Genomic DNA, 25,221 nt, shown 5'->3' with positions numbered 1-25,221 from the left:
GCAATTGCTAACGTTGCCATCGAGCTAAAATCTGTTGCCGCTGTTGTGAATTTAAAAAGCTCCATGCAATAAAACGACTAATTTTTTGCCCTTGTGCCATTGTAACCACTTGTAGATCCTGAATCTTAATCTTTTCTAATTTCTTTTTAATGATTGATAAGGTATCTTTTTTTGATATTAACGAAGTGAACCATAAACATTGATCTTTATAATTTTTACTTTCTTCAATCATAGTGTTTATAAATGCAACTTCTCCACCATCACACCATAACTCATTATTTTGTCCGCCAAAATTATGTACAGGTTGTTTTACATGACAAAATGTTTTACCTAAGTTAGTCAATTTTCGATTTGTAGCCGCTTGTGCTTCAGCTAAAGATGCATGAAAAGGTGGATTACATAATGTTAATGCAAATTGTTCATTAGGTTTAATAATATTTGTAAAAATATTTCGCTTATTTTTTTGCCAACGATACGTCAGGGATGATGTTAGAGGTGGATTCATCTTAGCAATCAGTTTAGCCATCTTTATAGCTGTTGCGCTAATGTCACTACCTACAAATGACCAACCATATTCAGTATGACCAATAATCGGATAAATTGTATTAGCCCCGACACCAATATCAAGTAGGCGAATTGCTTTACCCTGAGGAATACGATTGTAATTATCCATTGCCAGTAAGTCGGCTAAATAATGGATATAATCAGCTCTACCAGGAATCGGTGGACATAAGTAATCATCAGGAATATCCCAAAATTTAATACGATAAGATTGTAATAATAATGCTTTATTCAACAATTTAACCGCTTTAGGATTGGCGTAATCAATAGATAGTTTTCCATATTGATTATGTATAATATAACCCGATAGTTCTGGTAAAATTTGCCCCAGCGTTGGGAAATCATAACCAGTACGATGCCGATTACGGGGGTGTAGGTTTTTCTTTATAATTTGAGAAGATCCTTTAGGCATAAATATTCATCATTCACTAAAAACTCTATCTATTATAAAGGTTTTTTGTATTAAAACTAAATATAGACTTTATCTATTAAACATAACAATAATAAAAAAGGAAGCCGAAGCTTCCCTGATTTTCAAACTTAGTTATAAAAAATTACTTAGCTTTACCTTGATTTGCAACAGCTGCAGCTTTAGCTGCAATTGCATCAGCGTCACCTAAATAATAATGTTTAATAACTTTCATATTGTCATTAAACTCATACACAAGAGGTACACCTGTTGGGATATTGAGTTCAATAATATCATCATCATTGATGTTATCTAAATATTTAACTAATGCACGTAAAGAATTACCATGTGCAGCAATAATCACACGTTCACCACTTGCAACGCGCGGTGCAATTGTTTCTTTCCAATAAGGTAAAACACGTTCAATCGTTAATGCTAGGCTTTCAGTTAATGGTAGCTCTTTATCACTTAAATTATGATATCGACTATCATGTCCAGGATAGCGATCATCTGATTTTTCTAATGCAGGAGGAGTAATTGCAAAACCACGACGCCATAATTTTACTTGATCGTCGCCATACTTAGCCGCCGTTTCTGCTTTATTAAGACCTTGTAAAGCCCCATAATGACGTTCATTTAAACGCCAACTTTTTTCTTCTGGTATATACGGTTGTTCAACACCATCTAATACATGCCATAAAGTGTGGATTGCGCGGGTTAATACTGATGTATAAGCGTAATCAAATTTGAAGCCTTCCGCTTTTAATAATTTACCCGCTTCAATTGCTTCTTGATGACCTTTTTCAGAAAGATCGACATCTGTCCAACCACAAAAGCGATTTTCTTTATTCCATTCGCTTTCACCATGTCTAATTAAGACTAATTTTTTTACTGCCATGGATTACTCCTTTCGTTTTCAAATTTCTAAATTAAAAATTCTTTATAACTCAAAATATTGAGCTTTATATTAAAATATTTATCGTTTAGGTAAATAAAGGATTGGATCAACCGATTTAGCTTTAAAACGAATTTCAAAATGTAAACGAGGCGAACTAGTACCGGTACTTCCCATTGTAGCTATCTGTTGCCCTGCTTTAACATCTTGCTGTTCCTTAACTAAGAAAGTTTGATTGTGAGCATATGCGGTTAAATAATCATCATTATGTTTAATTATAATTAAGTTGCCATAACCCGGTAATGCATTGCCCGCATAAACAACTCTTCCATTTGCTGCAGCCACAACTTTGTCACCTATCTTACCTGCAATATCAATCCCTTTAGAAGCATTAGTGAATCGCTCAATAATCGTACCTTTAGCTGGCCATTGCCAAACAATAGATTTAGATGTGTTAGTAAAGATTGGTTGATTAATTTGATTACTGCTATTTGTTTGAGTTGTTTTTGTTTTAACTTGCGTAGTATTTTTAATTGTAGCCGTTGTATTTGTTGGGGTCGATTTTGTCGTAGTTGTTGGAGCGACATTACCATTGTTATTTTGTTTAGATTGAATTACTGTTCTACGAGTCACTACAACTGTTGTTCCATTCCCACTCACATCTAAAACTTGCCCAACCTTTAATTCATAAGGCTCTGGAATCTGATTTTTAGCGGCTAAAGAACGATAGTCATTACCAGTAATCCAAGCAATGTAAAATAAAGTATCACCACGTTTTACAGTATAAGTATTACCTTGATAACCGCCTTTTGGAATATCATCATAATTACGTTGATAGTAGAAACGTTCTTGAGACGTTTGAACAATATCACCATTACTGCTTGTGGTAGTCGAAGAAGTAAATGTTTCAGTTGAATCTAATGACGATATATTTTTAGGCGGAACTGTATAATCAGTAGACTCTTCACTAAATGTGTCACTACTTGCTTTTGAAATTAGCTCTGGAGAGTCTGAGACATCTTTTATCTGAGCTGGATTAGTTTGACTACAAGATGCTATGAATAGAACAAATGAACTAATGAAGGTTGTTTTCATTAACCTTTTATTCATGCTAAAGTTAGCTAACGTAATCAAGGCAATACTCCTTAATGGTTTTTAAATCAATTTATTCAAAACTATTTTATCTTTTATATTTTTTATTATTAATAATCAGTCAACAACAACATGATTAATTATCTTAGTTACGATAAATTTAATCAACTGTATTTAATTGTTATTTTGTTTTATACGCTGAATAGATAATAAATAAAAATTGACATGAAATATCATTATTATACACAAGTTCTACAAAAAAACATGCGAATAGCATAAATAGAAATAATTTTTATTTGTATTAAAAAGATTACGTAAAAGAATATTTATTCCGTTACAAGGCTCATTTATGGTAATTTACTCTCAATTTTTAATAATTGTGTAAATAATATTATGTCATCCTTGATTTCGATTAAACCTTCAACCCTCTATATTGTTGCTACACCAATTGGTAATTTGGGCGATATCACTCTGAGAGCTATTGAAACCCTAAAAAATGTCGATTTAATTGCAGCAGAAGATACCCGTCATAGTGGATTATTGCTTCAGCATTTTGCCATTGAGGGTCGTCTATATCCGTTACATGACCATAATGAACAGCAAAAAACAGAAGCACTCATAGAAAAACTAAAGTCAGGTCTTTCCATTGCCCTGATTTCAGATGCTGGTACGCCATTAATTAATGATCCTGGTTATCATCTTGTCAAAGCATGTTATCAAAACCAAATTACTGTCGTGCCTGTCCCCGGTGCTTGTGCTGCCATTACCGCATTATCGGTTTCAGGATTACCGACTGATCGTTTTTGTTATGAAGGTTTTTTACCAGCAAAATCAAAAGCGAGAATTGATTTATTAACTCAATTGAAACAAGAACCACGTACGGTGGTCTTTTATGAATCAACGCATCGCATTCTGGATAGTTTGCAGGATATGCTTAATGTTTATGGTCCAGAAAAAATTGTGGTGCTCGCTAAAGAGTTGACAAAATCCTGGGAGACTATTATTCATTCACCCCTCAAGGATTTAATTGAATGGTTAAAAGCTGATGACAATCGTAGAAAAGGCGAATTTGTATTAATTGTAGAAGGCTATGACAAAGTGAATGAACAAGAAATTGATCCAGATGCGATAAAATTACTTAACCGCCTACAACAAGAGATACCACTAAAAAAAGCAGCAGGTATTGTGGCTGAAATATATGGTCTAAAAAAGAACCAACTTTATCAATTAGGTTTGGAGCAAAAAACATCTTAATACATTACCTTTCTAACATTAAAACCTTCATTATTGATAATTGTTTAGCTTATAAAATTAATTAATACATAACTTATAAGCTAAAGCAATTAACGGCTATAGAATTGGCGAAGATAATAATTTAAACTTCGCCAATCTTGATACGTCAAATTATTAAATATGAGTATTAAAAGTTGTTGTTTACCATTACGAATAGATTGAAGATTGATAACGACTAAAAAATAGAGATATAAGGGAGGTTTAACTACATACCAACGTTGTCGAGACCAATATAACTGCTTGATATCATAAAACAGTGCCAATTCACCTCTAATCATCATAAAGTAGCGCAAAGCTCGCCACCATTCGATAACTAATAACAGTACAGCTAACATAGTAAATGTATCTAATTGTGTTTGATAAAAAGTCATCATTAGTGTTATTAGTAAGATTACATAAAACAAAGATACCGCCATGAAATGGTTTTGGCTTACTTTTAATTGGCTATTCCACATGTCAAGTTACTTTTCCTTGTCGTTTTATTCTTTATGATGGGATAAGCCTATAATGTAGTAAGATTAGAAGTTAACTTAAATGACTAAAAATATAATCAATATCGCAGAATTATTTATTGTATTACACATTATTATTGTAACGCACATGTTTAATACCTATTCTAATTGATAGCATGTATTAATGAACTAGCACTCGACGTTTTAGTTTGAATATGATTAGTCACTTAATTACTATAGCCATATATGCTATATTACGGAAAATTTGTTTTTAGGTGCTTAATTATGCTATATCCTGCACAATCTTTACCCCCTATATCCAAAATAAGTCTTGATGACTGGCAATTAATAAAAGTATCAGGTGTTGATAACAGTAAATTCTTACAAGGACAACTAACTGCTGATATCAATGAACTAAATGATAATCATTGGTTATTTTCGGCACATTGTGATCCCAAAGGTAAGACGCTGGCAAATTTATTAATATTTAAACGGCATGAAGATATTTATTATCTTGTTCGTAAAAGTGTCGTTGATATTCATTTAAAAGAGTTAAAGAAATATGCTATTTTTTCGAAGGTAAGCATTACCATTGAATCCTCTTTAAGTGTACTTGGTTTAGCTGGAACTGAAATTAATTCGCAAAACTTGGAGGCACTAGCCACTTTAACCAGTCAAAATAATTGTCATACAGTCAATAATTTAACCTTTATTAAAATTGATTTTCCAACGGATCGTTATCTTATTATTGGTACTGATGAGGAAATTGCTGAGTTTATTGCTCCATTTTCATCCATTACAACATTGCCAGCTTCACAATGGGCATTATTAGATATGCAAGCCAATTATCCTATTATTGATGCTCCTGTGAGTCATCAATTTCTACCTCAAGCATTCAATCTGCAACAATTTGCAGCCATTAGTTTTACCAAGGGATGTTATTGTGGTCAAGAGATGGTCGCCCGGGCACAATACCGAGGTATTAACAAGCGTAGTCTGTATTTATTAATAGGAGAACACGCCGATTCTGTTGAAATTGGAGATACTTTGGAACAAAAACTGGGTGATAGCTGGCGTGAAACGGGTTGTATTTTGGCATCTTTCGTTGTTAATAATCAAATATGGGTTCAAGCTATTTTAAATAATGAAATTCCAGAGAATGAAGCAACATTTAGACTGAAAAATAATCATCAAATATTAACGATAATTAACAATTAATTAAGTTGATCCTGATTTACTAACAAGGTGAATAATTGTCCCTTCTTTAAATAAGGGACAATTATGTAAATATCAAAAAAATCTAAAATTGATATTTTGCCATTGCTGATAGGTAATGCGCATCTCGTTTATTTTCACCAAAATAGTGATAGTCAATATCGAAATCAAACTGATTGAATTTTAATGCTATACCTGTTCCCATGTTGAATTGATTTTTACTACGTCCAGAAGTCCGCGCAGACATTTTGTTTAAACCATTAATGCCATTAATGGTAATATCATTATCAAATTCATCATCTGTTAAATTAAATGCATAACCTACTTTTGCTTTAACCGATAAATCAATATCAGCATGTTGTAACACTGAATAATCTGCGGTTACATCCATAGGAATAAATAAAGCAGAATTGGATGCCGTGCCGTATTTAATGAGTTTAGCTTGGTTATACTTAACATTATGAGCACTGTTTTCGGTATAAACATAAGTCAGACCTACAGATGGAGTTAATGTTAATGATGGTAACGCATGCCATGAATAACCTAAATTCCCACCTACATTCCAAGTATGGCTTAAAAAGTCCTCTTTAGCTAAATAAGCACCATCATGCTGTTTCAACTCAATATCACCATAAGTGTAACCAAAGTAAGCTGTAGTAAAAATATCATTTGATAATTTATATCTACTATATAACTGAACTTGATAATTCTTGATATTTGAGTCATTTGAAACAGCAGACTTATCTTTATAGTTACCATCACTATATCCGAAAGCGGCACCAATTAACCAATCATCTTGTATAGACTTATCATATCCTAATAAAAATCCATTCGCTGAATATTTATACCCTGCTATTCCACGCTTGCTGTCGTTATCTTCGTATTGGTGAGTTAAATTTATCCAAACACTATTTCCGTTATTCACAGAATTAGATGTTTGATAAAATTGATCTAGACGATTATCAATAATTACTTTGGTTTGATTAAACGAATTAAGTGCAATCTCTGTTATGTGCAAACCGCGGTTATTATTATAGAGTCCGGCAACGGCTGGGTTAAAATAAACATGGTATTTACCACTTTTAGCACCTTTAGCAATTGTATCTAACACATCCCAGTTCATATTACCGGCTAACGACTTATCAGAAGAAACTGTACGAGTATTATTCAATGCACTATCTGCCACCTTCACTAAATTACCGGCTAAACCTTTTGCAATGTTATGTGAATTGATTCCAGCTTGTTGGTAATAGTGCTTTAACTGGCGGTTAGCTGCAGCTTTAGCTTCATTCTCATCATTGAAATTAGTTGCGTTACTTACATTAACGAAGGCTAGCTCTTTGCCAGATAATTTAAAATTGAAATCACCATAGATATTTTTTACAAGAGAACGTGTCTCTCCTACCGTCATTCCATCAATATTTAGTGATTGATTACCTTCTAATACGATAGCATTGGCGTCAGCAGTATTCATACTCAATGCTTTTTTAATAAAATCATTTGAAACAAGGAAACGCGCTGAGGATTTAACAGACACATTATCACCAGTGATTTTATTCATTCTTCCGGCATCATCTATTCCGAAATTAATCGTTCCTGCAACATTTAATTTTGATGATTGTGATGACTGATCACTTATGGTTAAAGAACCTTTTGATGACTCAATACGTGCATTTGAACCAATATTGACTTGCCCATCAGTTGCTAACTTAACAAATCCATTTCCACGACTAGCGGTTAATACTCCCTCATCAGATACATCTAAATTACCGCCGTTACTCACATCAACCGTACCACCACGCATAATAATCATATTACCGTCATTTCCAATAAAAACTGATGATCGATTATTATCAGTGTTAGTCGTTTTTAGAACAGTCCCCATACCTATTATTTCTATATCCCCACCCGTCAAATTAAACGTTCTCGTTATGAGTTTTGCCGGTGATGAAGACGTACCAGCCAAATGATTATCACCACTACGGATATTTACATCGCCGTCCACTTTAACCGTTGTTTTACCGGTAATAGCAGCATTTCCACCCATTACATTTCCGGCTAGAATCATCAATCCACCACGTTTTTTATCCGCCCCTAAAGCAACATTGATATCACCGGTAACATGTACATCAATATCTTGCTCTGTAGGAGAAAATGGAAAATCTTTATGCAATCCTAATAATTCAGTAAATTTTTGAGTATCAAACTTGCCAATCCATGTATCATTATATACACGCATGTTGCCATTGATTGTCATATTGATAGCGCCCGCAGCTAATGATCCGGGAAGACTATCCGTTTTTCCGGCAAAACCGAGATGGAAGGAACCATTATGATTTATAATAAAATCATTATTTACGGTGATATTTGCTGTTGAAGAATTACTGTTAGTTACAAAATAACGCTCATCAATTTGATTGAATGGTAACGAATTATCTGTTGCAAGATCATAATTTTTAGCATGCGCATGACCAAGCGTTAAAGCACTAACGACTAACATCGCAATTGATTTGATTTTCATGTTATTCCTTTCTTTTATAGTTTGACTGGCAAAAAACACAATACTGATAATGATAATCAATATTAATAACTTTAATATAAAGGAAAATTTATCCAACTTCCAATGTTAATTTTATTAAATATTATGATTAAATTAACTTAACATTAGTTTTAAACCTTTATTATTCAATAAATAGATACCATAATAAATTCATTCTAATATTAACGACTGTCATAATGTTTCGCTATTTTTATAATATATTGAACGATATAATACGAATCTATTTTCAAAATTAAAAAATGCTATGATTCATGTCAAACAGCTCGCAATCTATCCTGTAAAATCAATGCAGGGAATATCACTAAAAAGTAGTCAAGTTTTAGCATCAGGTCTTAAATATGATCGTGTTTTTATGGTTTGTGAACCTAATGGTAGATTTATAACTGCACGTGAATTTCCACAATTATTACAATTAATCACCGAGATTGATGAAAATGGACTCAAAATCCGTCTTCCCACATCCTTAAATCGTCAACCTCAATCAAATCATATTACAACACCAACCCATATTTATACAAAATTTAGCGAATTTTCTTCAACCGTTGAACCGAGTCAGGTTTGGAATAGTCATTTTACTGCTCATATAGCGCCTATCGTTGTAAATCAATTTTTGAGCGAATTTTTACAATTTGATGTACAACTACGTTGGATTGGCAACCATTCTGACCGTCGTGTTAAACGTTACCCTATAACCCCCTTAGGATTTGCGGATGGTTATCCTTATTCTTTATTAAACCAAGCATCATTTGATTTTTTGCAACGCCGATGTCCGGAAAAACTTAAACTTGAACAGTTTCGAAGTAATATTATTATCGCTGGCAGTTTGCCTTTTGCAGAAGACGATTGGAAAACGATAAAAATAGGTGATGTTATTTTTGATATCGTCAAACCTTGTCGTCGTTGTATGGTAACTCAAATTAATTTATCAACATTAAAATTGTTAGCTAACAGTGAACCTTTGAGGACATTAAAGACATTTCGTCAAGATGAGATTGGTGAGATTGATTTTGGTATGCAGATGATTGCGCGTAATAATGGCAATATTGCTATTAACGATCATATTGAGATTCTAGCACGTCAACCTGCTAAGAAATATATAAAAATAGATCCTCCGAAACTCAATGACGTTAATCAAACGTGCCAAATTACAATAAATAACCAAATGATTATCGGCAATTGTCAATTGCCCTTGTTGGAACAACTAGAGCAACATAATATATTCATTCCTTATTCTTGCCGTGTTGGTCTATGTGGTAAATGCCGTGTTCTTCTCAAAGAAGGTGAAGTCACAACATTGACGCCATCAGCTATTAAAAATAATGGGGAGATTTTAGCTTGCAGTTGTATTCCGAAAAGTCAACATTTAAAAATTAAAACCTATTCTAATGATGTAGAAGAATAATTTTTTATTTTCAAATTAGTAGATAATTTAACGTTAATAAATATGAATCAGATGGTATTTGTTAATATTAATAAGAAATGCGCTCACTAAGAGCAGATTTGATAAAGCAGTTCACGGATTGTTTGATCTTCGTCTTCTTGATTCTTAGGATTATCTATAATCGTGTTTTTGCTACTTAAGCGATCATTCATTACTTTAACAACATCTGATATATTAAATTGCTTACCAGACATATATACTATTGGTTCAGCAATTAAACACAAAGAAGCGTATTCACCGATTTCTACCGCTAAAAGATTAATACGTTGTCGAGTATCTTGAACTTCTGCCTCAACTAGCTCAGCAAAACGAGGCATAAATAGAACCGGTTGTTGTGTAAAATACCAACTTTTTGGCATTTGTGGACGAAGAAAATTACGTGCAACAATTGCATTTAAAACTAATTCCACTTTTTGTGGTTCGGATAAGTTTAAACTTGAACAGCTTTCATAAAAATGATAATAAGCACTTGTATCGTTTACCGAAAAACGACAAGCTTCGAAAGCATCGGGAGCTAAGTGTTTAGATGAAAAACGCGAACGAAAGATCATATCATCTGATATTTCCAACATTAAACAGTCATATTTTTCATCAAAATACCAGCGCCAATTATCGCTGGGTCTTATTATAATTTTATTTGTCATGTGCTTCCAATGATCTAAATTGCCAACAAAAATATAACAAACAATAGTTTAAAAATAAATAAGAAAAGAAATAATTCGCTTATTTAAATTAATAGCCCATTAATAAAACTCTATTAATAACAATAGTTTATCATCAATCTTGAGATAAATAAATTTAAAGTTTAGTTCAATTTCATTATTATATGTGATAAACCTCTTAAAATAGACAAAAAAATTCTCATTCAATCATTATAAAAATGTGCAACTAATTGGATTTCCAATCTATTAACATTATGAATAATTAAAGATAAATATTTTTACTTAATGAAAAAAGTAATCGGAATAATTAACTTAATAGATAGAGAAAAGAGAACATAAGTTGATAGAATAAAAAAAAGAAGAAGTATCAAAAATAACATAGCCGATCCCACCGATCGGCTTTATGGTCATATTAAACTTGTTATGAAATTTCAATTAATAGATCATTGGTTTCAATAACGCTTCCTGGTTTAATAAATACATTTTTAATAATACCATCACATTCTGCAGTTATCGTTGTTTCCATTTTCATTGCTTCAATAGACAACAACGCTTGCCCTTTCGCAACTTTTTGCCCAGACTTAACCATTAACAATGCAATCATTCCCGGCATAGGTGCTGCCACATGATGAATATTGCCTATTTCGGCTTTGAGCTTATTACTTAATTGTTGTTTTTTACCTGCCAGTATCACTGGAATAGTACGAGGTTGACCATTCATTTCAAAGAACACTTCAACTTTTTCACCATCATTACTTTCAGCTTTACCGGTACGTCTAATTACAATGACTTTACCTTTTTCAATCTCAATATCAACTTCTTCTTGATTTTGTAATCCATAGAAGAAATTAGTTGTAGGTATCTTAGAAACATCACCATAAGTATTTAGATAAGCACAATAATCTAAGTAAACTTTAGGATACATTAAATAAGCGGCTAATTGTTTGTCATCAATTTCGGTGACAGGTACATTTAAAGACTCCGCTAGTGTTTGACGCGTTTTTTCTAAATCTACGGCTGGCAGTAATGCTCCTATACGCCCCTTAATAGGTGTCTCCCCTTTGAGTATCCGATTTTGAATGGCTACAGGGAAACCATCAGGTGGGAATCCCAATTCTCCTTTCATCATAGAGACAACCGAAGCAGGAAAATCTATTTCATGGGCAGGATCTGATACTTCAGCAATGGTTAAGTTATTTACGACCATATAAATGGCTAAATCGCCAACCACTTTCGAAGTAGGAGTTACCTTAACGATATCGCCAAATAACGTATTCACATCACGATAAGCCTTAGAGACTTCCGGCCAACGTTCAGATAATCCCATTGCTCGTGCTTGTTCACGAAGATTAGTATATTGTCCACCTGGCATTTCATGATTATAAACATCAGACGTTCCAGCAATATTTACATCAAACGGTTTATATAAAGTACGTACACCTTCCCAATAATTTGAAATTGCTAACAACGATTCTCTATTAAGTCCCGTTTCTCGCGGTGTATGTTCAAGTGCAGCAACAATCGAACCTAAATTAGGTTGGGATGTCATACCACTTAATGCATCCATGGCAGCATCAACAACATCACATCCAGCATCTAAAGCCGAAAATACAGAAGAAGCAGCAATCCCACTTGTGTCATGGGTATGGAAATGAATTGGCATTCCAACTTCTTCTTTTAAAGTCTTAACTAATGTTCTAGCCGCTTCTGGTCGGCATACTCCTGACATATCCTTAATGCCTAACATATGTACGCCAGCTTGCTCTAATTGTTTTGCTAATTTGACGTAATAGTTAAGGCTGTATTTTGAACGATTTGGATCAAAAATATCCCCTGTATAACAGATTGTACCTTCACAAAGTTTACCAGATTCTAATACGGCATCGATGGCTACCCGCATATTTTCAACCCAGTTTAGCGAATCGAATACTCGGAATAAGTCAATACCGTTATCTGCCGCTTGTTTAACAAAAAATTGAACAACATTATCGGCATAATTGGTGTAACCTACAGCATTTGATGAGCGTAATAACATCTGTAGTAAGGTATTTGGTATTGCCTTACGTAGTTGAATTAAACGTTCCCAAGGATCTTCTTTCAAAAATCGCATTGCTGTATCAAAGGTTGCGCCCCCCCAACACTCAATTGAAAATAGTTCAGGCAACATACGTGCATAATACGGGGCAATGGCAAGCATATCGTAACTACGCATGCGGGTTGCAAAAAGCGATTGATGAGCATCGCGCATTGAAGTATCAGTAATTAAAGTGCTTGGATTTTGTTTAATCCAATCAATAAAACCGTCAGTTCCAAGTTGGTGTAGCAAATCACGTGAACCTTGCGGTATCTCAGTTTGTAATTTAATATCTGGTAAAATAGGTGTACTTAAAGGCAATTTAGGTATTTCACGACCTGCCATTTCAGGATTACCATTCACCGCCACTTCACCAAAAAATGCCAATAATTTTGAAGCACGATCTTGAGGTTTATTAAATTTGAATAATTCAGGCGTCGAGTCAATAAAACGAGTGGTATAATTTCCTTTATTAAAGGATGGATGTAAAATAACGTTTTGTAAAAATAATAAATTATTCGCAATTCCTCTGATTCTAAATTCTCTTAGTGCTCGTAACATGGTAGATGATGCTTCTTCAACGGTTCGACCTTTTGCCGTTACTTTAACTAAAAGTGAATCATAGTAAGGTGATATCACAGCTCCCGTGTAAGCAGTACCCGCATCTAGCCTAACGCCATTGCCGGATGCACTACGGTATACCGAAATTCTACCATAATCAGGGTTAAATTGATTTTCTGGGTTCTCAGTGGTAATACGGCATTGTAGTGCATGGCCATGTAATTTAATCGATTCTTGTGGCGGCACATAGCTTCTTTCATCACCAATTTGATAACCTTCAGTGATACGGATTTGAGCTTTTACAATATCGATACCTGTTACCTCTTCCGTCACCGTATGTTCAACCTGAATGCGTGGATTCACTTCAATAAAATAGAAATCATCCGTATCGCAATCATATAAAAACTCGACTGTTCCAGCATGAGTATAATTAGCAGCTTTAACAAGTCTTAGCGCAGCTTGACATAATGCATCACGTTGTTGATCATTGAAATAAGGGGCTGGTGCTCTTTCAACTACTTTTTGATTTCGTCGCTGAACAGTACAATCACGTTCAAACAAATGAACAATATTGCCATGTTTATCAGCTAGAATCTGTACTTCAACATGCCGTGCTCGACGTACTAATTTCTCTAAAAAAACCTCATCATTACCAAAAGCTGCTTTTGCCTCGCGTCTAGCAACGTTAATGGCAGGCTCAAGTTCAGATTCATTTTCAACAATTCGCATGCCTCGGCCACCACCGCCCCAACTTGCTTTAAGCATAAACGGATAACCAATGGCATTGGCCATTTTTTTCACTTGCTCAATATCATCTGGTAAGGCTTCTGTTGCAGGTACAACTGGAACGTTAGCAATTTCAGCCATGTGCCTCGCTGCAATCTTATTACCAAGATTTCGCATCACATTACCTTTAGGACCGATAAACGCAATCCCTGCTTTTTCACAAGCATCAGCGAAGTCAGGATTCTCAGATAAAAAACCATACCCCGGATGGATCGCGTCTACATTAGCTTCTTTAGCGATACGAATTATATCTTCAATGTCTAAATAGGCTTCAATCGGTTTTTTTCCTTTGCCGACCAAATAGGATTCATCTGCTTTTAGACGGTGTAATGCCAGACGATCTTCAAATGAGAAAATACCAACCGTGCGAATACCTAATTCATAAGCAGCCCGAAAAATACGAATGGCTATTTCACTGCGGTTAGCGACCAAAATACTGCGAATCTCTTTCATATGACCCTCTGTTGTTCTTGTTAAAACGTTTAAAAATAAGCTAACAAATATATAACTCGCGAGAATTACAGACATTGCAATAGAAAGTATACGAAAGGAAAAATTATTAAACAATCAATTCAAAAGGTTATTACTCAAAGTAATAAAGAGGCTTAATAAAATAAAAAACAATTATCATTTAATAAAATTATCAAGATTGAAATACTATAATTAAAAGATAAAATGTGCATTAGTCAGTAATGACTCTCCTTGCCAACGATAGGCTACTAATTTCCCTTGTGGTAAAGCGGCTGAATAATCAACACAAGCAAGCTTAGATGTTTGGATTGCAGGTAGTCCCGTTAGCCAATAATGGCCAAAAAAGACTGGTTTAGAATCAGTATATTCATCGAACTTAACATCTACGGTATGTTCAAGCGCTATATTCTTTTCCTCATCGGGAATTAAACATAACTCATTGAACGTATTTGCCTGTTCCAACCACCATTTGATTCTTGATTTATGCCTTTTCGTACCTTCTTTATCAAAGTAATAAACACTATCTGGCAGAGTTATCTCTTTACCTTTAAGTAAGATTTCGCAATAATCAAATAACGGATTTTGCTTATTAAATGCATCAATGATTGATGATGTTAATAAACGGTGCTGATCATCTAAATAAGATTGTATTGCTCGAATAATATTATTATCCCAACAAGCATGAATAACCCGAATCTGATCGAATTCTAAAAATAGAGGTAACGTTTTGAACCAGTTAATCCAATATTCATGCTGTTGACTATTTTCTACTATTTGTTGTAAAAAGATATGATGCTGTTTATGGTGGACTGTATTATGTTTGCGCATAAATTGAGAAGGATGTTTAGGATCGGGCGTTATCCAACCAATTGCATTAAATTCATGATTTCCCATAATAACATAGCCATTCTGGTTATCAACCATGTCCTTAACTAATTGAAGTGTTTCTATTTGATAATTACCACGATCAATCAGATCGCCAACAAAAATCATTTTATATTCGGGATGATAATAACCTTGATCTGACTGTCGATAGCCTAATTTAGCAAGTAACTGCTTTAATTTTATCGCTTGTCCGTGGATATCGCCAACTATATCAAACATTATATTCACCCAAATAACCAAAATGAACTCACTATATATTAATCATTTTAGTTATTGATTATTGTGTTAAACCTCTTTTATAAGACTGTAGCTTTATTTTATGAAAAATTCAACTTTTCAATATATTATTCCATTAATCTATTAGTTATAAAAATAAATTTAAATTGTAATATCATTGGATATTGTTAAAATAAATCATTTTTAGCAGTGTGGACGTCTAAATGGTCAATTTACAAAAATCAAAAGTTTCAGATTCCGAAAAACCGCAAAACCGTTTCAAACGATCAATGAAAACACGTCACTTAGTTATGCTATCATTAGGTGGTGTGATTGGCTCTGGTCTATTTTTTAATTCCGGTTATATCATTGCGACTGCAGGTCCGGCCGGCGCTATTATCGCCTATTTAATCGGGGCTTTGGTGGTGTATTTAGTCATGTTATGTTTAGGAGAATTAGCCGTTTCAATGCCTGAGACAGGTGCATTTCATACTTATGCTGCCCGTTATATTAGTCCCGCTACCGGTTATACCGTTGCTTGGCTTTATTGGCTAACTTGGGCGGTTGCGTTAGGTTCTAGTTTAACCGCAGCCGGAGCCTGTATGAAACAGTGGTTTCCAAATGTTGATATCTGGATTTGGTGTTTAATTTTTTGTTGTATTATTTTCATTTTAAACGTGATAACAACACGCTTCTTTGCAGAAAGTGAATTTTGGTTTTCTTTCATAAAAGTCATAACTATTATCGTATTTATCATACTCGGTTCCGCAGCAATTTTTGGCTTTATCCCAATGAAAGATGGAACACCGGCACCTTTCTTTAGCAATTTAACGGCTTCAGGTTGGTTACCAAATGGAATTTGGCCGATTATCATGACAATGGTAGCCGTTAATTTCGCTTTTTCAGGTACTGAATTAATCGGTATAGCTGCCGGCGAAACCGTTAATCCTGAAAAAACGATCCCATTAGCAATTAAAACAACGATTATTCGGTTAATTATCTTCTTTGTAGGTACAATAGCGGTATTATCAGCCTTATTACCTATGGATCAAGCTGGTGTAGTACAAAGCCCATTTGTACAAGTATTTAGTAATATTGGTATTCCCTATGTTGCTGATATTTTTAATTTTGTAATTTTAACGGCTATCTTATCGGCAGCAAACTCCGGGCTTTATGCTTCAGGAAGAATGCTATGGTCGCTTTCCAATCAAGGAACCTTACCAAAACAATTTGCGCAATTATCTCCACGCGGTGTTCCGATTATTGCATTGAGCGTAAGTATGTTAGGAGGGTTACTCGCTTTATGCAACAGTGTGATAGCGCCAGATACCGTATTTTTGGCATTAAACGCTATTTCTGGTTTTGCCGTTGTCGCTGTTTGGTTAAGTATTTGTGCTTCACATTACTTTTTTCGGCGGGAGTATCTGCGCTCTGGTAAAGATATAACGTTGTTAAAATATAAAGCGCCATTTTATCCTTATGTTCCTATTATCGGTTTTATAATGTGCCTAATAGCATGTATTGGTCTAGCCTTTGATCCTAATCAACGAATTGCACTGTATTGTGGTGTGCCTTTTGTTATTTTTTGTTTTATTGCTTATCATATTACCCATAATTACAAAACAAAACGAGGTGAGATAGATGACCATCACTAATCCTTTTCAATGGCATCTCGATACAAATGGTTATGCCATAATTGATGGTGCTTTAGCCACCGAATTGCAAAATCGTGGTTGCGATCTTAATGATCCACTTTGGTCTGCTAAAGTTTTGATGGAACAACCACAATTAATTGAAGATGTTCATTACGATTATTTTGTGGCAGGTGCGGATTGTGCAATAACTGCCAGTTATCAAGCGACACCTCTAGGACTAGCGAGTAAAGGCTGTACACTATCGGAATCGATAGATTTGATCAAAAAAAGCGTACAACTCGCTCAACAGGCAAAAGAACGATATTTATTAAATAATCCCTGCAATAAAGAATTAGTTATTGCTGGATCTGTTGGACCTTATGGCGCATTTTTAGCGGATGGCTCAGAATATACCGGTGATTATTCACTGAGTGATGAGGAAATAGCAACATTTCATCATGATCGAATTCAGGCTCTGATTGAAGCTGGAATCGATATTATCGCTTTTGAAACTATGCCATCATTTCCGGAAATCAAGGTGCTAGCCAATTTAATTAAGCAATATAATAAACCATGTTGGTTTACCTTTACATTAAAAGATCACGATCATATTAGTGATGGAACACCACTTGCAACAGTAATAAATTGGCTAAATAGTATTGAGCACGTAATGATGATAGGTGTCAATTGTATTGCTCTAGATAGTGTAACAGCAGCATTGAAAACACTTAGTCAGTATACCAATAAACCTTTCATTGTTTATCCAAATTCAGGAGAACATTACGATCCTGACAATAAAACTTGGTGTATTGCCACTCATCGAACACTGTGTGAATATGCAGATGAATGGCAACAATACGGCGCACAACTGATCGGCGGATGCTGTCGAACTACCCCTGACGATATCAAGCAGCTTGTCAATCAATTACATGAGAAAAAACATCCCTAATGTGTATAAAGCCTTTAATCCTATCTATAGTTAGGATTAAAGGCAGAAATATTTGCCCAATCAATAGTCTGGTAATTAAATTTGATGACGATATCGATCAACCCACATTGCCGTTGCAGTACATACGGCAATTGGCATGATGATCAAATTAAGTAACGGAATCATTGTAAAAAAGCTAATAATGAAACCTAATAAAATATTATCAACTCTGTCTTTGCTTAAAAGCATCTTCATTCTTGTAAAGCTAACTTTATGATTATCAAAGGGGTAATCCATATATTGGATATTAATCATCCACGCTGTAAAAATTAACCATATTATGGGAGTAAAAAATTGCCCAAACAATGGGATCAGGTAACTTAATAATAGCGGTATTGCCCATAGAATATAGTAAATTAATTTTTGCAATTCTCGCTTTAAGATACGCGGAATATCTTTGATTAAATCCCAAATACGAGTATCGGGTACCGGTTGGCCTGTTAAAATAGCTTCGACTTTTTCTGCTAAGAGCCCATTAAAAGGCGCTGCGATAATGTTTGTGATAGTACTAAAAATGTAACAGAACAAAATAGTAAAAGAAATAATCAGAAGAGCGGTGATAAAATAACTCAACCACTGCATCCAATTGGGTAAAAAATCTAAACCAAAATCAACCCATTCCTGAATCTTCATAAAAAACCAATAAAAGAGCGATGACATAATGACTATATTGGCTAATATAGGCATAAGGACATAGCGTCTAATACCCGAATATTGTATTAGAGAACAACCCTGTAAAAAATAATGAAAACTGGTTTTATTGTTCATTAAATAGTTCCTTAATCTTAAGCAATTGATCAACTTCTTGCCTTAATAATTTAATTAATGTTTTTTTCCCCAATAAATCATCGTTTTTGACTATATGCTTATCTATAGGATGATCAGCCAAAACATGATCAAATTGAGCTAATAATAAAGATGCAATGCTAGTTATATTTGGTTTATTTAATTGCTTTATTTGATTCGCTAATCGATATAAAACTGATAAGCTTGCTGAATAAGCATAGGAGGTAGTAGCAAAAAGTTGTAATTCTTGTCTATCACCTTCATCAAGCTGTTGAGAATTATTTACTTCAATAGGAAGAGAAAGTGAGAGCCGATTTTTTAGCCAATACCAATTACGACTTAGTCGTTGAGTCATTCCATCACATAAACTTTTCCCCGCCTTACTTAATGGATAAATAGCCATCAAAGCATAGCTACCACTACTTGCATCTTTATGTGTTCCAACGTGGACAATATTGAAACCTCGTTTAATCCAAAAGTTAAGGATTTCTTTGGAATAGGCAAAACTAACTGATAAATAATCATAATTTTTCGATTGCGAATCTTGTATAAGTTGATTGATCATCTTGCTAGCAATACCTTGCCGTCGAAAGTGTTGGTCAATAGCAATACGATTGATACGAAGAGAATTCAATATTGCTGCTTGCCGTACCCCACCGTGAGCCACTAAAGATTGTGCAACTAAATTACCCTTTGGTCGTCGATAACCTTTTATAATAGCTTCAACAAGGTCAGAATCTAGCCCACCTTCTTCAATAAGTACTAAAGTACCAATGAGCTGATGTTGATAGTCAGCTTTATATAATTTAAGATTTGTCGCATCAAGTAATCGGCGTAAATCAATCAATGTAGTCTGATAGTGTGCGGTTTTAAGCAGCCCAAAAAAATTAACTAATAATTTTACTGATGATGTAAGTTGATGTTGAGTCACTGAACTAACAGTGACTTGATCTATATCCACTTCGTATTTGTGTACTTCTTTGCTAAAAATTGGTTTATTACAATTAGTAAGCGTCAACCGATCAACAAAAATTTCAAGTGGATCATTACATTGCCACCTTATTGGTGTCTTTAATTGGTAATAACCAATATCTCTTTTGTCGCTAATTTGCTGAAATAATTTTAGTAACAACCCCTGCCCCGTACCTTCATAACCTTCAACAGTCGATGTCAATAAAATGCGACAAGGATATTTAAGCAGTTTGGTTAGCATAGGTAATGGAATCATGGCTGCTTCATCGATGATTAACCAATCTGGTAATGACGCTGAATTATTGAGTTTTACAATTAATTCATCAGGCGCATAAAACGAAGTTGGTTTGGGAGCAAATGCCATTAGTGTTGCTACAGCGTTTCTATTCGGTGCAGTTATCCAACAATGATAATGATTTGCTAACATCCCAGCTAATGCGGATTTACCTCTACCTCGTTTTGCGGTTAACAAAACAATGTCATTTTTACTTACCTTTAACCGATTTAACAGTGACAACTGTTCATTACAATCCAATATAAGCTGAGGATCACGGCGTTCTTGATAAGGATGTATAAAATGTGTTAATTGTTTGCGATCATACTGATTTGATAAATCAATTAACTGGCAAAAATGAGGATAATTACACTGATGATTATTGATATTATTCATCAAATGATTGGCAAACTGAGGGACTTTTATTGCCGTGGGTTGCTCATTCCAGCGTAAACTATCTTGATCTACCCAATCTTCAAGTTTAGGGGGTAATAATAAAATCAGCATGCTATTTGCAGCAAGTGTACCACTAAGAATAGCAAATGCATCTAAATTAAAAGCATGGCGGGCATCAAAGATAGCATGTTTAAATTCTCTTCCTAATAATTGCTTAGCATGGATTGGCGAAACGACATCATTATAAAACGAGAAATAATCAGGATCGTCTGTAACAATAATCCAATCACCAACTATTGTTCGGTAGATATCCTCAATGGTATAGGCTAACAGCTTTTCTTCACCATAAAAAATGACTAAATGGCGAAATTGACTAGTCATAATGAAAGCTATCCTTTACCTAACATTAATGATAGAACGCCTGCTGCGATTAATGGTCCTACCGGTACACCTTTAAAAAAGGCGACACCAATTAATGTTCCTACAATTAGACCATTTACAATGGTAGGATTAATCTTCATTAACATAATTCCACGTGAGCCTAGCCAAGAAACTAAAATACCAACCGCTATGGCTAATAAAGATTGCCATGTCATAAAGGATTTAAAGATGTCTTTAATTCCTAACGACCCATCAGCTAAAGGAACCATCATCGCTGCCGTTAATAAAACAATTCCTATCGTTAGACCATATTGATTTAAAAAAGGGAAATATGCTGAAAGTGGAGTTAGTTTAAATAGCAATAGCAATAACACTGCAAATGTCACTGTATTATTATGTGTGACATAACATAAACCAGCTAATAGTAATAAAATAAAAAATGTGATATCAAACTGTGCAATCATTATAAGGATATTAACTCATATTGAAGTGAATAACATAAACTCAAATGAGCGAACATCAAACAACTAAGAGTAATAAATTAGTTGCGCGATGTTCGCTCAATATCAAAGTTCTTTAACAGAGCTATTTTAACTTAGTGCAGCATTTACTGCACATAAATTGAAAGGAATTTTAATTAATTAATAATTTTTTATATTATAAAGGCACACCGATTCGTTGAGCAACCTCTTCATAAGCCTCTATGACACCACCTAAACCTTGACGGAAACGATCTTTATCCATTTTTTTCAAACTATCTTGTTCCCAAAGTCTGCAACCATCAGGCGAAAATTCATCACCTAAAATGATATCACCATTAAATAAACCAAATTCTAATTTGAAATCAACAAGAATTAAACCAGCCTTAGCAAACAGCTCTATTAAAATTTTATTAATTTCAAAACTCAGCGCTTTCATACGATTAAGTTGCGGTTCTGTTGCCCAACCAAACGATTGACAATGATATTCATTAACCATCGGATCATGTAAGGCGTCATTTTTTAAAAATAATTCAAACGTTGGTGGATTTAAAACCAGCCCTTCTTCGCCCCCCAAACGCTTAACCAACGAACCCGCTGCGCGGTTACGAATGACACATTCAACTGGTATCATCTTTAGTTTCTTAACGAGTACTTCATTATCAGAAAGCAAAGCCTCAATTTGAGTAGGAATACCCGCTTGTGCCAATTTAGTCATTATAAAGTAGTTAAATTTATTATTTATTTTACCTTTACGATCTAGCTGCTCAATTCTTTGTCCATCAAATGCAGAGGTATCATTTCTAAACTCTAGAATAAGGTAATCAGGGTTTTCAGTACTAAATACGGTTTTTGCCTTTCCACGATAAAGTTCGGTTATTTTTTTCATGTTTACATCCAATTAATTAATCGACAAAAGAATAAAGTCATCATTTAAATACTATTACTTTTATGTAGAACAATTAGGATAAATAGTTGAATTACCCTTGGTGATACTATAAAAATTAAGAAATATTAAAAACAATTAAGGAGCATTGCTGCTCCTTAATTTTATTCATCGATTTCTGTATTTACAGAAGATGGTAAATCATTAATTAACATATTATATAAGCCCACAGTATATCGTTGACTTTGTATAGAATCTGCTGAAATGTCTTGCCCATTATTAGTCAATGATGTTAGTTCAACCTTAATATATTCTCTACCATTTCTTGCTTCGCGTTGTAATAAATAAGTCGCTGCAATTGATTCTCCACTATCATTTTGTACAACGGAACGTGTGCCAGTTTTAATAGTTTGATTATTATTTTCAGCCACTGCAATATTATGTTTAGCTAATAAGGAAGGAATTTGTGCCCAAAAATTAGCATATTCTGGTAGATCAACAGAAACAACTCCTGCTTCATATGAAGCATAACTATCAGCAACTAATGCCAACGGTAATAATGGAGGTCTAATATCAATATTTCGACCAACCATCCCTTCACCCGTAGCCCTATTAATATAAAAATCATTTGTTTGTGGTGGTATACTCATTCCATTGGGGACGATTAATGGCTTAATTTCTGGAGAATTAAGATAATCTTCACTTCCATCAACTTCGCGTTTATATCGCTGATCTGAACTACAACCAACAAGCAGTAGAGATACAATTGCCGTTAACACTAATGATTGTTTAAACATATTTCTCAACTTTAATTCCGAATCAATTTAGACTAATTTAGCTAATTTTAACGCTTTTTCAAGCGCTGGTATAGCATTATTACTTAATGGTGTTAATGGCAAACGCATTGTGGCATTTTGTATAAGCCCAAGTCTTTCACACGCCCATTTGACCGGTATAGGATTTGATTCAATAAATAGATTAGAATGTAAAGCAACTAAATTATGATTAACCGCTCTGGCTTCCTCGCCACGGTTTTCTGCAATAAGCTGGCATATCGTTGCAATTTCTTTTGCGGCAATATTTGCACTAACAGAAATCACACCGTCCCCACCTAATAACATAAAATCAATAAAAGTATTATCATCGCCACTTAGTAATTTGAATTCTTTACCAACTAATTGACGTGTATAATAAACACGACTTAAATCACCCGTTGCATCTTTTAAGGCAACTATATTATCTATTTCAGCTAATCTAGCCACCGTTTCAGGTTTTAAATCACAACCGGTTCTACCTGGCACATTATAGAGAATTTGAGGTAGAGAACTATTTTCGGCAATAGCCTTGAAATGTTGATACAGACCTTCTTGCGTTGGCTTATTGTAATAAGGTGTGACATTAAGACAGCCTACCACACCTAATTTTTCAACTTGTTTAGTCAAGGAAATCGCTTCGGCTGTGGCATTAGAACCCGTACCAGCTATAACGTTAATACGTCCATTAGCAATTTCAACAGTTTGTTTAATCACATCAATATGTTCTTGATGATCTAATGTAGCCGATTCACCTGTAGTACCTACTGAAACTATCGCCGAAGTACCATTTTGAATATGATATTCGACTAATTTATTTAGGCTCACTTTGTCTACATTACCTTTAACATCCATTGGTGTAACGAGCGCTACAATACTGCCTGTAAACATGACATAACCTCTAACGTAATTATGTTTGATATTAAGAATTGGTTTTTATCACAGTATGGGGTATTTTCTTGCGAAATTCAACAATAGCAATGACCCTTTATAGGGCAAATAATTATTTATAACAATGCCAAGATTAATATTACTTTTAGTTATTATTCTATAGATACAAGCGAAGCATTTCATTGCTGTTTTTTTATTCATATTGTTGTGTATACTTTATTAATTATTTATATGCCAAAAAATCGCCATCTTTTAGTCGATGAGCAATTATTATGCTGGGTTATCTATATCAACAAATGTTACATCTAAATCATATTGTTGTGCCAACCATTCACCTAAAGCACAAATGCCATAGCGTTCTGTAGCATGATGTCCTGCTGCATAAAAGTTAATGCCATATTCGCGTGCTAAATGGGTAGTTCTTTCTGAAACTTCTCCAGTTATAAACGCATCACAACCGGCTAAAGCAGCTTGTTCAATGAAATCTTGTCCTCCACCACTACACCATGCTACTCGTTTAATTTGTTCAGGTGCATCATCACCACAAAATAATACTGTACGTTGTAATTTTTCCTCGATCAAACTTTTTAGTTCTAAAGCCGTCTTAGATTTAGTTAGGTTACCTTTAAATAACAAATCTGTAGGCGATGTGCGCTCATCAATTTGCACACCAAACATTTTACCCAGTAATACATTATTACCAACAATAGGATGACAATCTAAGGGTAAATGATAACCATATAAGTTTATGTCATGTTTTATTAAGGTCTTAATTCTTTTATATTTGATTCCGGTAATGGTAAGTGGTTCATTTTTCCAAAAAAATCCATGATGCACTAAAACTGCGTCTGCATTAAGATCAACGGCAGCATCAATAAGTCGTTGACATGCCGTCACACCAGTCACAATTCTATGAATTTGTTTTTTACCCTCAACTTGTAAACCATTTGGTGCGTAATCTTTAAAAAGTGAAACTTGTAAAAAATTGTTAAGTATGAGTGCTAAATCGTCATTATGCATGCAATTTTCCTGTGGTTTGGTTAAGCATTAAATTACAAACAAAATAATTATAGACATTTTTAATATCCAACACATCAATAATTAATAGGAAGGATCAATAGAATAAATCGTATAGAATCTAATTAATTA

At 34.2% G+C, this 25,221-nt stretch carries 20 protein-coding genes; 5 read left to right on the top strand and 15 right to left on the bottom strand.

All coding sequences use genetic code 11. The annotated features are described in order from the left end of the window. Positions 1–7: 7 nt before the first annotated feature. The 3 genes from rlmF to FPB0191_RS04260 form a co-directional block, all read right to left on the bottom strand. Complete coding sequence (rlmF, locus tag FPB0191_RS04270; RefSeq protein WP_052236752.1) at positions 8–973, bottom strand: 23S rRNA (adenine(1618)-N(6))-methyltransferase RlmF; 966 nt, start codon at positions 971–973, stop codon at positions 8–10. 142 nt (positions 974–1,115) lie between these two features. Beyond that, positions 1,116–1,868 carry a 2,3-diphosphoglycerate-dependent phosphoglycerate mutase gene (gene gpmA / locus FPB0191_RS04265; RefSeq protein ID WP_039104308.1) on the bottom strand — a complete coding sequence of 251 codons (753 nt, stop codon included), beginning with the start codon at positions 1,866–1,868 and terminating at the stop codon, positions 1,116–1,118. 78 nt (positions 1,869–1,946) lie between these two features. Next, entirely contained in the window at positions 1,947–2,960 is a 1,014-nt protein-coding gene (locus FPB0191_RS04260; RefSeq protein ID WP_238574475.1) for a peptidoglycan DD-metalloendopeptidase family protein, read from the bottom strand. A 390-nt stretch (positions 2,961–3,350) separates the two neighbouring features. Between FPB0191_RS04260 and rsmI the strand changes: the two genes are divergently transcribed. Beyond that, complete coding sequence (gene rsmI / locus FPB0191_RS04255; protein WP_039104304.1) at positions 3,351–4,211, top strand: 16S rRNA (cytidine(1402)-2'-O)-methyltransferase; 861 nt, start codon at positions 3,351–3,353, stop codon at positions 4,209–4,211. Between the two features lie 89 nt (positions 4,212–4,300). Here rsmI and FPB0191_RS04250 read toward each other — a convergent pair whose 3' ends face one another. After that, positions 4,301–4,705, bottom strand: a complete 405-nt coding sequence (locus tag FPB0191_RS04250; protein WP_039104302.1) for a protein YgfX — start codon at positions 4,703–4,705, stop codon at positions 4,301–4,303. Positions 4,706–4,987: 282 nt separating this feature from the next. Here FPB0191_RS04250 and ygfZ point away from each other — a divergent pair, with 282 nt between their 5' ends. Beyond that, a complete protein-coding gene (gene ygfZ / locus FPB0191_RS04245; protein ID WP_039104300.1) occupies positions 4,988–5,920 on the top strand; it encodes a tRNA-modifying protein YgfZ in 933 nt (310 codons plus the stop codon). 82 nt (positions 5,921–6,002) lie between these two features. On the opposite strand, the gene FPB0191_RS04240 is transcribed toward ygfZ, so the two are convergent. Then, a complete protein-coding gene (locus FPB0191_RS04240; RefSeq protein WP_039104297.1) occupies positions 6,003–8,438 on the bottom strand; it encodes an autotransporter family protein in 2,436 nt (811 codons plus the stop codon). A 283-nt stretch (positions 8,439–8,721) separates the two neighbouring features. Between FPB0191_RS04240 and FPB0191_RS04235 the strand changes: the two genes are divergently transcribed. Then, positions 8,722–9,879, top strand: coding sequence for an MOSC N-terminal beta barrel domain-containing protein (locus FPB0191_RS04235; RefSeq protein ID WP_039104295.1), 1,158 nt, complete (start codon positions 8,722–8,724; stop codon positions 9,877–9,879). An 86-nt stretch (positions 9,880–9,965) separates the two neighbouring features. Here FPB0191_RS04235 and FPB0191_RS04230 read toward each other — a convergent pair whose 3' ends face one another. From FPB0191_RS04230 to FPB0191_RS04220, 3 genes are all read right to left on the bottom strand, one after another. Next, positions 9,966–10,562 carry a cell division protein ZapC gene (locus FPB0191_RS04230; protein WP_202965378.1) on the bottom strand — a complete coding sequence of 199 codons (597 nt, stop codon included), beginning with the start codon at positions 10,560–10,562 and terminating at the stop codon, positions 9,966–9,968. Between the two features lie 439 nt (positions 10,563–11,001). Next, positions 11,002–14,454: a pyruvate carboxylase gene (locus tag FPB0191_RS04225; RefSeq protein WP_039104293.1), complete on the bottom strand. Its 3,453-nt coding sequence runs from the start codon at positions 14,452–14,454 to the stop codon at positions 11,002–11,004. Positions 14,455–14,664: 210 nt separating this feature from the next. Continuing rightward, a complete protein-coding gene (locus FPB0191_RS04220; protein WP_039104291.1) occupies positions 14,665–15,576 on the bottom strand; it encodes a metallophosphoesterase in 912 nt (303 codons plus the stop codon). Positions 15,577–15,797: 221 nt separating this feature from the next. Here FPB0191_RS04220 and mmuP point away from each other — a divergent pair, with 221 nt between their 5' ends. Further along, complete coding sequence (gene mmuP / locus FPB0191_RS04215) at positions 15,798–17,228, top strand: S-methylmethionine permease (protein WP_039104289.1); 1,431 nt, start codon at positions 15,798–15,800, stop codon at positions 17,226–17,228. After that, positions 17,215–18,156: a homocysteine S-methyltransferase gene (mmuM, locus tag FPB0191_RS04210; protein ID WP_039104287.1), complete on the top strand. Its 942-nt coding sequence runs from the start codon at positions 17,215–17,217 to the stop codon at positions 18,154–18,156. Before mmuP ends, mmuM begins: the two co-directional genes overlap by 14 nt. Before the next feature lie 75 nt (positions 18,157–18,231). On the opposite strand, the gene cysZ is transcribed toward mmuM, so the two are convergent. The 7 genes from cysZ to FPB0191_RS04175 form a co-directional block, all read right to left on the bottom strand. After that, complete coding sequence (gene cysZ / locus FPB0191_RS04205) at positions 18,232–18,963, bottom strand: sulfate transporter CysZ (RefSeq protein ID WP_039104285.1); 732 nt, start codon at positions 18,961–18,963, stop codon at positions 18,232–18,234. Further along, positions 18,953–21,004, bottom strand: a complete 2,052-nt coding sequence (locus FPB0191_RS04200) for a tRNA(Met) cytidine acetyltransferase TmcA (RefSeq protein WP_052236751.1) — start codon at positions 21,002–21,004, stop codon at positions 18,953–18,955. Before FPB0191_RS04200 ends, cysZ begins: the two co-directional genes overlap by 11 nt. An 8-nt stretch (positions 21,005–21,012) precedes the next feature. Continuing rightward, positions 21,013–21,465: a DUF441 domain-containing protein gene (locus FPB0191_RS04195; protein WP_039106599.1), complete on the bottom strand. Its 453-nt coding sequence runs from the start codon at positions 21,463–21,465 to the stop codon at positions 21,013–21,015. Positions 21,466–21,661: 196 nt separating this feature from the next. Further along, complete coding sequence (gene purC, locus FPB0191_RS04190; protein WP_039104284.1) at positions 21,662–22,372, bottom strand: phosphoribosylaminoimidazolesuccinocarboxamide synthase; 711 nt, start codon at positions 22,370–22,372, stop codon at positions 21,662–21,664. A gap of 161 nt (positions 22,373–22,533) precedes the next feature. Beyond that, positions 22,534–23,166, bottom strand: coding sequence for an outer membrane protein assembly factor BamC (bamC, locus tag FPB0191_RS04185; protein WP_039104282.1), 633 nt, complete (start codon positions 23,164–23,166; stop codon positions 22,534–22,536). A gap of 27 nt (positions 23,167–23,193) precedes the next feature. Further along, the gene (dapA, locus tag FPB0191_RS04180; protein WP_039104280.1) at positions 23,194–24,072 is read right to left on the bottom strand and encodes a 4-hydroxy-tetrahydrodipicolinate synthase; all 879 of its coding nucleotides are present in this window, start codon (positions 24,070–24,072) and stop codon (positions 23,194–23,196) included. Between the two features lie 270 nt (positions 24,073–24,342). After that, positions 24,343–25,092, bottom strand: a complete 750-nt coding sequence (locus FPB0191_RS04175; RefSeq protein WP_039104278.1) for a Nif3-like dinuclear metal center hexameric protein — start codon at positions 25,090–25,092, stop codon at positions 24,343–24,345. Between the last annotated feature and the right edge of the window lie 129 nt (positions 25,093–25,221).

Source organism: Frischella perrara (genome assembly GCF_000807275.1).
Classification (GTDB): domain Bacteria; phylum Pseudomonadota; class Gammaproteobacteria; order Enterobacterales; family Orbaceae; genus Frischella; species Frischella perrara.
The sequence above is the reverse complement of the archived record's forward strand: the minus strand, read 5'-3'. Positions and strand labels throughout refer to the sequence as shown.